This is a genomic window from Bradyrhizobium sp. USDA3010 (genome assembly GCF_056429065.1).
Map to the genome: position 1 here is coordinate 56,660 of NZ_JBWJZD010000023.1, position 13,057 is coordinate 69,716.

The 13,057-nt window shown below is 59.0% G+C and carries 14 protein-coding genes, 2 tRNA genes and 2 pseudogenes; 11 read left to right on the forward strand and 7 right to left on the reverse strand.

Features of this window, described 5'->3' with window-relative positions:
- Positions 1–124 precede the first annotated feature (124 nt).
- Positions 125–220 (reverse strand): hypothetical protein, encoded by a 96-nt coding sequence (locus AC066Y_RS28865; RefSeq protein ID WP_478276900.1) that lies wholly within the window; start codon positions 218–220, stop codon positions 125–127.
- A 434-nt stretch (positions 221–654) separates the two neighbouring features.
- Here AC066Y_RS28865 and AC066Y_RS28870 point away from each other — a divergent pair, with 434 nt between their 5' ends.
- Complete coding sequence (locus AC066Y_RS28870; protein WP_478276825.1) at positions 655–792, forward strand: hypothetical protein; 138 nt, start codon at positions 655–657, stop codon at positions 790–792.
- Positions 776–1,183, forward strand: a complete 408-nt coding sequence (locus AC066Y_RS28875; RefSeq protein WP_478276826.1) for a hypothetical protein — start codon at positions 776–778, stop codon at positions 1,181–1,183. Before AC066Y_RS28870 ends, AC066Y_RS28875 begins: the two co-directional genes overlap by 17 nt.
- Before the next feature lie 48 nt (positions 1,184–1,231).
- Here AC066Y_RS28875 and AC066Y_RS28880 read toward each other — a convergent pair.
- Positions 1,232–1,555: pseudogene (locus AC066Y_RS28880) on the reverse strand (thiaminase II/PqqC family protein); the annotation flags it as partial.
- 1,213 nt (positions 1,556–2,768) lie between these two features.
- Between AC066Y_RS28880 and AC066Y_RS28885 the strand changes: the two are divergent.
- The 4 genes from AC066Y_RS28885 (at position 2,769) to AC066Y_RS28900 (ending at position 4,407) form a co-directional block, all read left to right on the forward strand.
- The gene (locus tag AC066Y_RS28885; protein WP_478276827.1) at positions 2,769–2,936 is read left to right on the forward strand and encodes a hypothetical protein; all 168 of its coding nucleotides are present in this window, start codon (positions 2,769–2,771) and stop codon (positions 2,934–2,936) included.
- 399 nt (positions 2,937–3,335) lie between these two features.
- Entirely contained in the window at positions 3,336–3,683 is a 348-nt protein-coding gene (locus tag AC066Y_RS28890) for a hypothetical protein (RefSeq protein ID WP_478276828.1), read from the forward strand.
- 274 nt (positions 3,684–3,957) lie between these two features.
- Positions 3,958–4,161 carry a hypothetical protein gene (locus AC066Y_RS28895; protein WP_478276829.1) on the forward strand — a complete coding sequence of 68 codons (204 nt, stop codon included), beginning with the start codon at positions 3,958–3,960 and terminating at the stop codon, positions 4,159–4,161.
- Between the two features lie 48 nt (positions 4,162–4,209).
- Positions 4,210–4,407, forward strand: a complete 198-nt coding sequence (locus AC066Y_RS28900; protein WP_478276830.1) for a hypothetical protein — start codon at positions 4,210–4,212, stop codon at positions 4,405–4,407.
- 680 nt (positions 4,408–5,087) lie between these two features.
- Here AC066Y_RS28900 and AC066Y_RS28905 read toward each other — a convergent pair.
- Both AC066Y_RS28905 and AC066Y_RS28910 read right to left on the reverse strand, forming a co-directional pair.
- On the reverse strand, positions 5,088–5,216 hold the full coding sequence (locus tag AC066Y_RS28905) for a hypothetical protein (RefSeq protein ID WP_478276904.1): 129 nt from the start codon (positions 5,214–5,216) through the stop codon (positions 5,088–5,090).
- Positions 5,217–5,235: 19 nt separating this feature from the next.
- Positions 5,236–5,301, reverse strand: a tRNA-Met gene (locus AC066Y_RS28910).
- Between the two features lie 4 nt (positions 5,302–5,305).
- On the opposite strand from AC066Y_RS28910, the gene AC066Y_RS28915 reads away from it, so the two are divergent.
- A tRNA-Arg gene (locus AC066Y_RS28915) sits at positions 5,306–5,382 on the forward strand.
- An 850-nt stretch (positions 5,383–6,232) separates the two neighbouring features.
- Here the strand turns inward: AC066Y_RS28915 and AC066Y_RS28920 are convergent.
- Positions 6,233–6,802 (reverse strand): peptidase S14, encoded by a 570-nt coding sequence (locus AC066Y_RS28920; RefSeq protein WP_478276831.1) that lies wholly within the window; start codon positions 6,800–6,802, stop codon positions 6,233–6,235.
- A gap of 950 nt (positions 6,803–7,752) precedes the next feature.
- Between AC066Y_RS28920 and AC066Y_RS28925 the strand changes: the two genes are divergently transcribed.
- Entirely contained in the window at positions 7,753–8,112 is a 360-nt protein-coding gene (locus AC066Y_RS28925; RefSeq protein ID WP_478276832.1) for a PRC-barrel domain-containing protein, read from the forward strand.
- 764 nt (positions 8,113–8,876) lie between these two features.
- Here the strand turns inward: AC066Y_RS28925 and AC066Y_RS28930 are convergent.
- Positions 8,877–9,068 carry a hypothetical protein gene (locus AC066Y_RS28930; RefSeq protein WP_478276833.1) on the reverse strand — a complete coding sequence of 64 codons (192 nt, stop codon included), beginning with the start codon at positions 9,066–9,068 and terminating at the stop codon, positions 8,877–8,879.
- Positions 9,069–9,085: 17 nt separating this feature from the next.
- Complete coding sequence (locus AC066Y_RS28935) at positions 9,086–9,592, reverse strand: hypothetical protein (RefSeq protein ID WP_478276834.1); 507 nt, start codon at positions 9,590–9,592, stop codon at positions 9,086–9,088.
- Between the two features lie 866 nt (positions 9,593–10,458).
- Here AC066Y_RS28935 and AC066Y_RS28940 point away from each other — a divergent pair.
- The 3 genes and pseudogenes from AC066Y_RS28940 to AC066Y_RS28950 all read left to right on the forward strand — a co-directional run bounded on the left by AC066Y_RS28940 (position 10,459) and on the right by AC066Y_RS28950 (position 12,683).
- Positions 10,459–10,707 carry a DUF6894 family protein gene (locus AC066Y_RS28940; protein WP_456657168.1) on the forward strand — a complete coding sequence of 83 codons (249 nt, stop codon included), beginning with the start codon at positions 10,459–10,461 and terminating at the stop codon, positions 10,705–10,707.
- A 171-nt stretch (positions 10,708–10,878) separates the two neighbouring features.
- Positions 10,879–11,346 (forward strand): annotated as a pseudogene (ku, locus tag AC066Y_RS28945) (non-homologous end joining protein Ku); the annotation flags it as partial.
- Between the two features lie 311 nt (positions 11,347–11,657).
- Positions 11,658–12,683, forward strand: coding sequence for an ATP-dependent DNA ligase (locus AC066Y_RS28950; RefSeq protein ID WP_478276901.1), 1,026 nt, complete (start codon positions 11,658–11,660; stop codon positions 12,681–12,683).
- Positions 12,684–13,057: the final 374 nt, after the last annotated feature.

Genomic DNA, 13,057 nt, shown 5'->3' on the forward strand with positions numbered 1-13,057 from the left:
GGGCCGGCCAGCTGCGCCGTTGAAGTTGACGCAAGCGCAACTTGTCGGCTGAACGACGGTGTTACGTGCGTGCTCTTCGTGCTGCGTGAGACGCAGTGAGACTAAACACCGTCCGGGGATTCGCCTATCCTTCACGACACAAGATCACGTCATTGAATGATCCCGTGACACCGCAGACCCTCAATATGTCGGCGCGCGCCACCTCAGGTGAGGTCTCGATTTCACTTCACAATTTGTCAAAATGCTATCGCCCACTTTTCGTTGTAACCTGCTCGATAGGATATATTGGTGGCTCTGTAGCGGCTCGGCTCATCGCAGAAGGCTCAGATGTGCGAGGCCTTCGCTCCGGTTACAAATATCGTCATCGCCCGCCCTCTTTGACCGCTAAGGTGGTTCCGTTGGCTTGTCGTGCCCTTAGGGCGCGACATCCGTCGAGAGAGACAAGTCGCGCCAGCGCCACTTCGTCGGCTACAAACCGCAATTTGTCAGTTACGACCTTTAACGCGTCGGCACCGGCGATGAAGCGTAGTGGGGGCTCGGCCTCTCCAGCGATCCTGACAAGCGCCTGGCCGAGCTTATCTGGATCGCCAACCTGGTTGTGGTTGCGGGCGGCAAAGACTGCCTGGGCTTTCGCCCGATATGATAGCGCCGGAGATGGCCGCCGAGGCGATGCGCGCTTACGCCGAGGAAACGAACCGGCTCAACCGCGAACGCCGCGCCAGCGGCGAAGGCCACCGCTCAGAGTTGGCTAAGATCCACCCGCACCTTGAAGCAAATGCTGAGTGCGATTGAAGAAGGCGGACACACCCGCGGCGTGACCGAAAGCATGCGCGAATTGGAGGCGCGCGAGGACATGCTCAAGGCGCTTCTAGCCGAAGAACCAGCGGATATTCCGGACATCCGTCCGAACGTGTCCGGCATCTATCGGAAGATGGTCGAGCGGCTGACGGAAGCGCACAACGCCCCCGAGGATCGGAATGAGGCGGCGGAAGCGATCCGGGCACTGGTTGAGAAGATTACGCTGCGCCCCGGCCGAACCGCGGCGAGATCGACGCCACCTTACACGGCAAATTGGGCACGATCCTCGGATGGATCGCAGCGCAAGCCGTTGAAAAGAATCGGAAATGCGAAACTGCCGCAGCTTTCGCTACGGGAGTGTCGGTATCGGTGGTTGCGGGGGTAGGATTTCAACCAATGACCTTCACGTTATGAGCCAGACGATTGCCGAATGCTAACGCTGGCCGGCGCGCCAGCCCATCTCCCAGAAGTCTGCCTCGAGTCGGATGGCTTCCTTGAAGATCGCAATCAGCTCTGCCTCGCGGGCCGGCGTGGCGTACAGAACTGCGAGATGCTCCAGTTGCGCCTGCGCTTTCGCCGCGACCTCCTGGTATGGCAAGCTGGCATACTCGTCGATCCAAACGCGATAGGGATTAGTCGCAGCGACCGCGTCGGGTCGCGAGGCGAGCCGCGTTGCGATCTCCGCGTACCCAATCACACAGGGGGCAAGTGCCACCTTGAGCGCCAGCAGATCGCCACGCATTCCGGCGTCCAGCACGGCCGGTCGAGGCTGGACATTCGCTGCAACGAATTAGGACATGCTAGCTGACCTTCATATTTTAATGCAAAGGTCCGAGCGGAATACATAATGGCATCATGTCTGGATCGGATCACACGGACAGAGTGGAGTACGGCTTCCTCGGCGTTGCCGCGGCGTCGTTCCTTGCACTTGTCGTCAGCGTCGGCTGGTTGCTGATTGGGTGACCGATCCACCGTCATGGATGATCGTACCTGGGCCTCAGCGTCCCTAGCTGGGGCCATTCTTTTGGGATAGTGAAGCCCGCATAAGACTGGTGGAAGGTATCATCGCAGTCGTAAGACTGATCAACGCGGCTGCTGCGGTTGGGACCGGATAATTGGTACGTCACCTCCACGATCTGATTGCGAACGCCAGTAAGTTCCACCGGGAACACCGAAAGAGCCTATTCCTTCGCGCTAGTCGTCATGACCCGCCTCCTCCGCCACCTTCCGGCGGTCCAAACACAAAAGCCTACTGCCGTCCGTCCGGAATTTTCATGCCCAGCCAATTTTCGAGACTGAGACCGGCAACGCGCCGCGCGTGAAGCGGCGCCTTTCGATTCCATCTGTTCCAAAAGATAAGTCCCAGCGCTCTGGGGAGGAGCGCCGGGACTTTTGGGGCACTAGATGAATGCGCCAACTTGGGGGCCGGAAAATGCATCCACGATTACATAATTTTCCCGGTCTGCGTTCGTTCCTTAATCAGTGGCCTGTTTCGAAATGGCGAGGGGCCTATTTCGACCAGTGCGGCTCCTCGCCAGTAGCGATACCAATGATTCGTTTAGCGAGCTGGTTGGGGGCTTTTGGGGGTTATTCTATTGGCCTCACGGGACCAGCCACCAAACGGTAGCTTGGCACGCATTCCGAGTTCCAAGTTTCCATGACGGCACCACAGATCGGGCAATTGAAGCTGCCGCTTTCGCGGTCGGCCACCCCAGCCTCAATGCGCCGATAAACCGCTCCGCACTTACAGGCTCTGTGAAAAGATTCCATGCCTGGAATATGCGCCGTTGACCGTCAACATTCCAGTGCAGAACCCTGCCACAATTAAACTGACCGACTGCCCACAGCCGGCGCCCCATTGACCAAGTCGTTGTAGGCGGGTGCAGGCCGCCCGATAGTTCTAGGGGCTTTCCCACCCTTGCGGATCGGCGCGATGATTGGGAATGGGATCCAAGTCTCGAGAGCACATCATGTTCGGGTCGACGGTCAGGCATCTGGCCGAGCGTGCTGCCGATGCTCGACGGATGCCGACATATTGGCCTGCCAGGCAGTACGCGATCGGCCAGGTCTGGCTTGAGCACCATGAGAGCGGGACGTTCGAGCGGATGCTGCAGGCTGGCGCGGACCTGTTCGCCTGAAGGAAGATCGGTCGACCAGGCGGCACAAAGACCGGCCCCAGCGCCCCGGGGAGAGCGCTGAGGCCGATGGGCATCCCACTCCTCATCAGTGCGACACCATATAAGCGCGCTGGTCGCCCCTCGTTCCCGAAAAAGAAACGGCCCAGCGAGGGGACTATGCTGGGGCCTACCTAGCCTAGTCACCGGAGCCGCTGGTAGCGTCGAGGTCAGCGGATCCACGGCGCTCATCCTGCTTCTCATGCAGCGCGAGCTGCAATTTGCCCGCGTCTGCGACCTAGGTGAAGCCGGCGCCGGGCCAAAGTCCAGGACGAAGCCGCCAGCGAGCCAAGATAGTCCGCAACTAAACCGGACGTGAGGTGTTTCCAAATCGGGCGATTTTCTAAAAGCTGGGAGAGTCCGATGCTTAGGAAAACCCTGATCACATTAATCGCAGTGATGGCCGTGGGCGCGTTGGCACCGACTGCTGCTTCTGCGCGCGGAGGCTTCGGCGGCGGCTTTCATGGCGGCGGTTTCCACGGCGGCTTTGGTGGCGGCGGCGGCTGGCGGGGAAGCGGGTTTGGAGCGGCCGCTCTTGGACTTGGGATAGGTCTCGGCTTGGCCGGTACCTACGGTTACCCTTACGGCTACCCCTACGACTTCGGCTATAGCTATGGCTATGGTGACTCCTATGGCTACGGCTACCCGTACCGAGCCAGTTATGGCTATTGCGTCGCAACAGCTAGCCAGCATGAATATACTTGCTATTAGCGGTGAGGCGGCAGCTTGGGGGCGCACTACCGCCAACAAGCCTGCGACATGCGATGGCGCTTAATTCCACGCCTTGAGCCGATCTCTTGCTGAGCCCGCCGTCAGCCACCGCGATCACTAGCGGCTTCTCTCTCTCGATCGGCGCGATCATGGGCGCATGCCATGGCGCCGCAAGCCCCGCTCAACTTTCTTCTTCCGCTGCTGGTCCAGCCAATAGGATCAAAAGCCAGCTCTATGCGTTGACTATTATTGAGCCCGTGGAGGAGGTTCAGCAATGGTCGACTTTCGAGAGCGGAGGACCGCACCGGCAGGCGCCGAAAGAGAAGCCCGTAAGGTATTCAGGCAGGCGAAAGTGAAAGAAGCTCTGAGCGAATACGCAAAAGCGCAAAAGGCATTCCACGAGAATCGTGAAAGGTTAAAGGCCGAGCGCTTGGCTCGAGAGGCCAAGAGCCGCGAGCCAACCGGAAAGGCGCATTAGGAAACCCAGCAGCGCGCGACTAGTAACCCGATGTACAAAGACGCGATCATGGACGAGCTGAGACAGATCGAGCTCGATATGGTCGAAGGCGAAAGGCGGCTCGCAGAGATTGAGGCCCGTTTAGTTGAATTGAAGAGGTTGAACGAAGACACCACCAAGGTTCGAGCCGAGCTCGATGTGATGCGTAAAAATCAGCTCGACCGGGATCAAAACCGCCAACGCCTGCTTTCGCTTCTCCATCCCTAACGGAAGGCAATTGCCGATGAGTCCTAGAGAACGCCATGACATGCCTTGGATAATCGGAGCTGCCGCTTTGGCCTTCGTCCTAGCGATCGTGGCGGGAGGATTGACCTACTTCCATTAACCCGCAGGTCCCCATTCTTGGCGGCGCGTCTACCGAACGCATGATCGAGCTCTTGCAACAGACTGTGCAGCAGATCGGCGGCTCGCATTTCGTCTGGGCCATCGTGACGTGTCCACCTGGACATTGTGGGAGTACTGATAGTCCTTGCAGAAAACAACGATACGCGCCGCGCCGGTTTCACGCATCTGACCGAACGTGATCTTGGTGAGATAGTCCTTCGTGAACGCGATTACAGCGTCACTGGAGGGAGCCGCAACCCACGAGCACTAGGGTAGCGCCGCTGCCTAGGCCCAAGACGTCGGTCAAGAGAGCGTCTCGGCCCCGTGAATAAAGAGCCGCCCAGTCTCAGATCATGGCGCCGTACCAAATCACGAGAGCGAAGATCACCAGAAGCGCGATGGTGATGATCGTGTTCACCGATAGGTATCGCTTGTTTGTCCATGACCCGCGTTGAATCGAAACGCCCCCGGATGGGCCTGAGGAACACGAGGCTGGGCGCGCCTTTCCGGTCCGGAGGAGCTGCCACGCACGGTACCGGGAAACAGTAGCAATCAGTACTGCGCTAGCGGGTCCAGGGAGACCCCTTAACCACCGCTTTGACCGCATCTTCCCTGTTGAACAGGGACAGCGGGAAATAGCTGAGCGGCTGGAAGTCCGCGTTGAGCACCAGCGCGGGGCAGTTCTGGAACATGGTCACCTCCTCGCGTTGATGGTGGGCACTGCCGGACTTTCACCGACAACCTCTCCGTTATGAGCGAATGGCTCTGGATTGAGCTTCACGCGCTCGTGGGCCAACTAGAGGGCCAGCGGGATTTCTACTCCGACGCATGTGGGTTCCAGTCCTGCCGAGCGCGCCAGGTATCAATCATCGGTCTTCTCGATGAACTGCTTCTTCAACTGGAATTGGCCGATGCCCTGTCTACCGGTACCAACCACCATCGACCTCGGCCTCGAAGGTGTAGCTCGCCTCGGCTGACACTTCGCTGGCTGGGTAGTCAATGTATCCGTGTCGGCGAGGACGTGGCAGTCGAAGTCGACACCGCAGGGGCATCGCATCCGCGAGCACGGAATTTGAGAAGGCAGCTTTTCGCCCCGCCCACATTGCATATTTCCGCTCGATCCGGTCGCGCTGATCGCGCCATTCCTGCAGATTGTCCTCGATGAGGACTGCAGCCAGATCGCGCCAGGCGGACTCGAAGCGAGCACGGTTTGGAATGCTGGCGGCTATCCTAGTTCATCCAGCTACCTGAAGGGAGGCAACTGGTCGGCGTAATCTTACCGCCGCCCCTGAAGAAGATGCCGGCACTAACCGGCTCTCCGCCGCGTCGCCTCCTCGCACCCGCTCCGGATTGGCACTGCCAGCGGGACTCGAACCGCTCGAGCCCTTTGGACGCGGAAACTCCCGAGCGCCAATTGCCAAGGGAACACTGCCGCACTACTCTTCCAGTCCCGTGTCATCCTGTAGAGCGCGTGACGAGGCAAGCTGTTGGCGCTTGGCAACAATGAAGCTGTTAACCGAGTATATTGAGCACGCCTTGCAATTTGAACGCCTTGCCGCCGAGGAGCGATCCCGCGCTCAAGGCGCAGTTCGCTCAGCAAGCGAAGGAGTATCGGAAGTTGGCCGCCGCTCGCGCCGAGCGTTACGGGCTACCCCCACCAAGCCCTTCGTCTGAGGCTGAGTAAGCGTTGTCGCGTCGCTTCGGAGCGTTACAGAACCGTCTCGATCAGACCCAACGTCTTCGCCTCCTGGGCCTCCAAATACCAGTTTGACGGCGCCTTCTGCATGACCTCGTCGATCGTCACGTTCGATCCCAGGATGAGATTTGCAAAGCCCTCGTTCTGCATAACGATCGAGCATTCGATTTCGTTGAGCGTAGCCCTTACGACCGCGATGCATGCCGTTAAAGGACCATCAATCACTAAGCTCTTCGAAAGCTTGCGTTCATGGATCATCAGTCGCGTGCCGCGCGCGAGGTATCGGTTCGGCCGCGCGAAGAAGCTCATGAACGTAACGCCGGCCGAATAAATTACAGCCTTACCAAGGAATACGAAGCGCCGTTGCGGCTCCGTCTCGCTCGCGAACCGCACGTCCTCCCCCATCATTCGGGCGACCTCCGGATCGCCACCTAAGGTCGACAATTCGATGACGACTAGGTCTTTATCGGCCGCGTTGTCGAACTGCGTTCGAAAAGCGGTGTACATATTGTAATCGACGACGCCTGAAAGGCTGATCGCCGGCGACTTGAAGGCAGTGGCAGGCAGCGTAGCAAGTTCCATTGGATCAATCCTACTTTGGAAAACATGTCCCTGACGGCATGCAGATGCCGTGCCGAGTTTCCGGCCCGAATGGCGTCCCCTTACGGCCTCTGGTCGCTCCGGAAGATGACCCGCGCGATGAATGCGAATAGCGAGGGCTAAGCGCAGGGCAGAATAAGCAGCGCGACGCGGAGCCAGATGAAACCGCCGATTTCCCGAAAGACAAACTCGATCCCATGGAGGAGGGATAGCATCACCAACGGCCTCGATCCCACGTTGAAGGGCGCGCTGGGCGCCGGTTGGCAATTCCGCCTTTTCGTAGAACGCGGCGAAGATTAACACACCCTCGAGTATCACGGGGACCGCTCGAAACGAGTGGACTTTTACGTGATAGCCAAAGCCAGGGCGGCGGCGATCGTCCTCGTTGCGCTGCAGTACCACCGGTCGATGCCCCTCAGATGAGCACGATCGGCTCAGTGGGTACGAAACTTGCCGAGAGATCGACGGTTCCAAGCACCCGTGAAGTCAGCGGAGGAAGCGTAGGAACTTGAAAGCCGCCGGAACGTCGGTTTATCGCTCGTCGGCGAAGCTCCGAAAAACGTCCCGTTGCCGGCGAGAACACCTTAGCGCCGCTCGGTCGGGCGGCTTGGCTTCGGTCGGAGCTGTGCAGGAAGCACCAGCCATGACCACGACGGATACAAGAATAGCGATCCTCACGGAGTGGGACCGTTGGATTGGGACGCAGCCAGGTCTAACAAGCCCAACGGGGCGTGACGCCTTCAGATTTTTCCTAGAGCTTCGATCATCGAATTCGGCCTTGCTCGATTTCGGCTCTGACGACGACAAATGGCAAGTTGTTCACGGTTGGCTGCTGAGCGCTGGCCGCGTGACAGACTGAAGCGCCTCCGGATAGGAACGCTTAGCGATCGCGATGATTGCTTTGCGAAACAGTTGTTTGTGGAGGATTTATCATGGCATTGGAAGCGAACGAGGCCGGCAACCTGATCGGAAGCGATAAGGTCGAAGGCACTGCGGTATACGGAGCGGACAGCCAGAAGATCGGCAGCATCGAACGGCTGATGATCGACAAGATGAGCGGGAAAGTGTCGTATGCGGTTCTCAGCTTCGGCGGGTTTCTCGGCATCGGCGACGACCACTATCCACTCCCATGGCAATCACTGAAGTATGACACCAATCTTGGAGGCTATGTCACTGGCATCACCGAGAGCCAGCTTCAGGGCGCGCCGAAGTATCGTGAGGAGACAGGCTGGAACTGGAGTGATCCGGCAGCTGGCCGGTCGGTGAACGAATACTACGGCGTCCCATTCTGACAGCATCAGCTCCACAGGGCGCGCTCGTTTCCGGGCGCGCTTAACTGTATTTGCCCATGTCCGGTCAACGCGAACTCTACCATAGCTCTAACGGGGATCGCTGGACGCTCTGCAGCGAGGATGACGGACGCGTATTTGTGCTGCACGAGGCCCATCTACCCTCGGGCGGTGCCTTTAAGAGGATAGAGATTTCGGACTTTCTTTCTCACGGAAACGGTGGACCCGAGCAGCAAGCTCTCCTTAAATTAATCGCTGCACTCGTTCATATGAATTGAGCGGCGGCTCGCCGCCCATGATGGCGGATACACACTCACCCTTGCGAACCCACCGGTCTCTGGAACCTAAGCGATCCGCTCAGCGTTCCTAGCGTTTGGAGGCTCGACAATGTCAATCAAAGAGACAGATGTAGGCGTTCGAGAAACGCTGAGTGAGTTTTCTCAGCGGCTTCCCAGCGAGCGAGCGAGCCCGATATGGATCGATCGTCTCAGCGCAGCAACCCGTGAAGCTCCGCTTGAGATGCTTGCCGCGGCCTTTCTCATCGGAGCACTTCTGGGCCGTCGTCGACGCTAGCAAAACGCCGGCCAAAGCAGAAGCGCCGCGCGATGATCAGCATCCACAGTTATCTCTCACCTACAAAAGGTTCGGCGGCCGAAGCCGCCGCCTGTCGATACTACGCCGTTGCCGCCGCGACGCGAAGCATCGCCTCGGCAAGGTCGTAGCCGAGAAGCACTCCCCCGACCCTGCTCTCCGTAGCAATGACCGCCTCACTGTGCCTCTTCGAAAATGGTCATAGCGCGCGCGAAGATCAGCACGCCGGCGACCGTTCGCGGACGATGCTTCCGAATTTTGGACAACAGCAAGTGGATTTCGGGCGCCCGCTCGCGCGCAGCGTTCTTTGTGGCGGCGAAGCCCGACGCCTCGATTGCATTCGCGCAGTCGGCCTCGTACCCCTTCACTGCGACGATGCGGCTGATCAGGTCCGCTTCCAGCCGTTGCAGAGCCCTCTTCCCACCCCAATCGTTGGGCTCTTTACGGCCGTGTGGAGGAGCGACCGGAGGCGATCGGACCCGAGCACGTTAAACGTGGGCTGCCTAAAGCCGCCGGCCTGCTCAAAGCAGTCTTGGAAGGCGCGCCGGTCGGCCGCAGATGCGATCACGATCGACGCCGGCAGTTCGGGCCATAGTTCGGCAGCGAGCGCCTTGGTTTGCTCCACGCGCGCAAGAGCAAGCCGGCAGGCAGCCTGCTTCGCGTCCAGTTCGTCGCCCAGGGTCAGCAATTCGCAGATCCGCCACCAGATACCTAGGCGCGCTACGGAGGGACTGGTAAGAATTTGCACTTCCGAGGAAAGGCAATGGTGATAGTTCATTTTTCGTGCCGCGGCTGCGGCGCTGTTTATTCTGCGGTTCAAAAGCGGAGCCCCGCTCACGTAATCAGTTCCGGACTTTTTAGCTGCGAACGTTGCGGGGCCATCGTGCATCATTGGTCGGGACTCTATGGTTACGCCGACTGGAAGCGCATCGGGCACGGTGGCGATGGAAAAGAGGCGCCTCCGTAGAACGGCCCCAGCTCCAGGATAAGCACTGAGGCCGATCCATGATGACGTCACGCACACGCTCTTTCGGTGGGCGGCTCAGACCTTGAGGCGGCTCACTTCTAGCTCGATGCTCGCAATCCCTGCGGCGTTAGCCATTCGCTAATATGGGCCGCCTCTTCGTGCTGCTGTGCCCTCCTAAGCAGCGATTCCCGCTCCTGACCTGGCGAAAGCCCCTTCGCCCGGCGGCGCAAGCTCTTGGACTTCTTGTGCAAAGGCGCTCTTCAAAGGAATGAGTCTGCTTAGCCCGGCGTCGCTTCTACATGGTCACTCGCTCCGCTGAAAAATTCCCAGCGAAATGGAATCAAATAAGCGCAGCACTCCCAAAAGTTCCTTGAATCGGAACCTACGGGCTGGAGCGAACGTCGCTTATGGCCCGCTCGACTTCACCTGCCAGGGTCCGGTATGCGTGGCCAGCTTCGCGAACAGCTCTTTCTTGGTCGCGTTGGTCGCGAGCTTACTGATTAGCTCGCACTCCTCAGCTTCAATCCGAAGCTTCTCCAAGTGCGCTCGCATGTCCTGCATGGGAAAATCCCCCTCGGGATAGACATCATCCCATGCGGAACCTGTCGCAAATAGTGGCCTTTGGGGGAACGGATGGCGTTCGCTTAATCGGAATTAGGACATTCCCAAAATCCACTTAGGACACTGGCACAGACAGCTGCCGTTGGGCCGGTACTGGCCGGAATACCCGTAGGAACGCTGCGGTTTGGTTTGGTTTGGTTGGGATATCGGAGATCTGAAATGAGCGCCCGATGCCTCGATACTACTTCGACCTGAAAGACAGGAACGGAACTGCCGTTGATGAGGAAGGCCTTGACCTACGGGATTTGGTAGCGGCGCAGAGCGAAGCCGCGCTATCCTTAGGAGGCATGGCTCGGGATGCAGTCGTCAGCGCCAATCAGAACGGGATCGAGCATATGGAGATCGCGGTCCGGGATGAGGATGGACCGGTGATGGTCGTTCGCTTTTTCTTTGAGATCTGCTCGAAAAAGAAGAGCTAGCCAAGGCAGGCCACGGTCGATCGAAACAGCCCAGCGCCAGGCGGCCTGTTAAGAGGTGCCTCGATGAATTCTGACTGGTCGCCCTGGTTTCCAAAAGGATGGCTCCAGGGAGGAGCTGGAGCCCAAAAATGTCGCCGGACTCCGCCGGGTGTCGAGGTCAGCGGACCCGTACTCGATGCCGACACCGGCGAAGAAGTCGCGTCCGACGACATCATCAAGGGCTACAAGGTCGACACCGATCAATATCCTGAAGTGACCAAGGACGAGCTCGAGAACATCGCGCTGGAGTCGGCGCGCACCATCGAGATCGACGAGTTCGTGCCGAGAAGCGAGATCGACGATCTTTATCTCGTGCGACCCTACTACATCGTTCCCGATGGCAAGATAGAACACGACGCTTATGCGGTCATTCACGAAACCATCCGCTCGCTCGATAAGGTCGCCCTCGCCCGTGTAGTCTTGACCAATCGCGAGCACGTCATCGCCCTCGAGGCGCGCGACAGGAGCCTGATGGGCATGCTGCTTCGCTATCCCTATGAAGTTCGCAACGCCGCGGAATACTTCGACGACATCCAGGATGTGAAGATCACAAAGGATATGCCGGAGCTCGCCAAGCATATCGTCGGGCGGCGACAAGGCTAAGCCAGTGACGAAACCCACGAAGGCGAAGAAGGCATCGGCCAAGTCGTCTCACCGAGATAAACCGTTCTGTCCATGGACGCCGGCGCCGCGGCCTTTCTTCGGCTTCTAGGTCGGCTTCTTCTGGCCTTGCACTTGGCCTCGGCCGCGGCGCCGCCGACGCTCTACCGCAGTCCATCAGATCGACGACGAACGGGTTCGACACCGTGTATAAGGAACGCTTCTGGGCAGATTCAATTACTGCCTTGGGGACTTTGCTGGTCCGCATGAGTTGCACCGGCGTTCAGCTCGCTTCGGAGGTCAAATCAAGTATGAATCTGATGGAAGCCGAATCCGTTGCTCGATTGCCGCGCGGGGCAGAGTGGCAATATGAGCCGAAGTGGGACGGATTCCGTTGTCTTTTGATCCGCGAGGGCAGCCGAATTCGCATGCAATCCAAAGGTGGCCGCGACCTTGTTCGCTACTTTCCGGAGATTGCTGCGGCCGCGGCGACCTTACCGCAGAAAACGCTCACGCTGGATGGCGAATTGATCATCGAGCTTGAGGCCGGGTATTCGTTCGACGCGTTGCTCCAGCGCATCCACCCGGCCGTGAGCCGGGTTAAGCGCCTTGCCGAGGAGACGCCCGCGACCTTCATGGTTTTTGACCTGCTGCAATCGGGCACGAGAGACCTTGCGGTGCTTTCGCTTACGAAGCGTCGTGCCGCTCTTGAAAAACTTTCGCGACACACTTTCGAGGTAGGCGGCATCTTTCGTCTGTCACCGGCAAGCCGCAACTATGCGGATGCCGAGGCCTGGCTCAACACCGTGAATGAAGATCATGATGGCGTCGTCGCCAAACGCCTTGATCTTCCCTATCGAGCCGGCGCCAGGGATGGTATGCAGAAGATCAAGCTCCTTCGGTCGGCCGATTGCGTTATCGGAGGGTTTCGTTACGCCGAGAAGAAGCTGGCCAATCGTAAAGTGGTCGGCTCCTTATTGCTCGGACTTTACAGCAAGGACGGCCTTCTGCACCATGTCGGCTTCACCTCCGGCATCCGATCGTCGGATCGACCGGCTCTCACCGACCGACTGGAGAAAATTGTAACGCCGCAGAGCTTTACCGGCAACACGCCCGGCGGCCCAAGCCGGTGGACGACAAAGCGATCCGGCGAATGGAGAGCCGTTCGACCGACGTACGTCGTCGAAGTGTCCTACGATCACGTATCGGGCGACCGTTTTCGGCACGGCACGAAGATAATCCGATGGCGTCCCGATAAGAAGCCGTCGCAGTGCCGCCTGGATCAGCTTCGGCAAGCGGCAACCAAGCGGCCTTTGAAAACTGTTAGCGGGGCTTGAGAAAGGCTGATGTGGACGGCAATGGTCGCGGGCGCTTTTCATAGATGTCGTGGCCGGGACATTGTGGCGACGTCACGGCCTTGCCTCGTTCACAATTGGAAGTTTTCAAGATTGTCCGCCCCTACGCCCGGCTTCGCTGGCTTTTCGCGGTCATGGCGAAGTTGCCCGGATTGCCCGACGAACTTCCGCCCTGCTGGCCGGGCTTGCTTTGCGCGTTGCGCCTGCTGCCCCGACTGCCCGTGGCTGTGCTCGCCGCCCCCTTTCTTGCCCTTTCCGATGCGCGCGGCGGATCATTCGCGAAATCTCCAGCACCACCGAAGACGCCACGGCGAAAGTGAAAAGAAGTGTCGGAAGCGTGCGGTAGATTTTCGAAG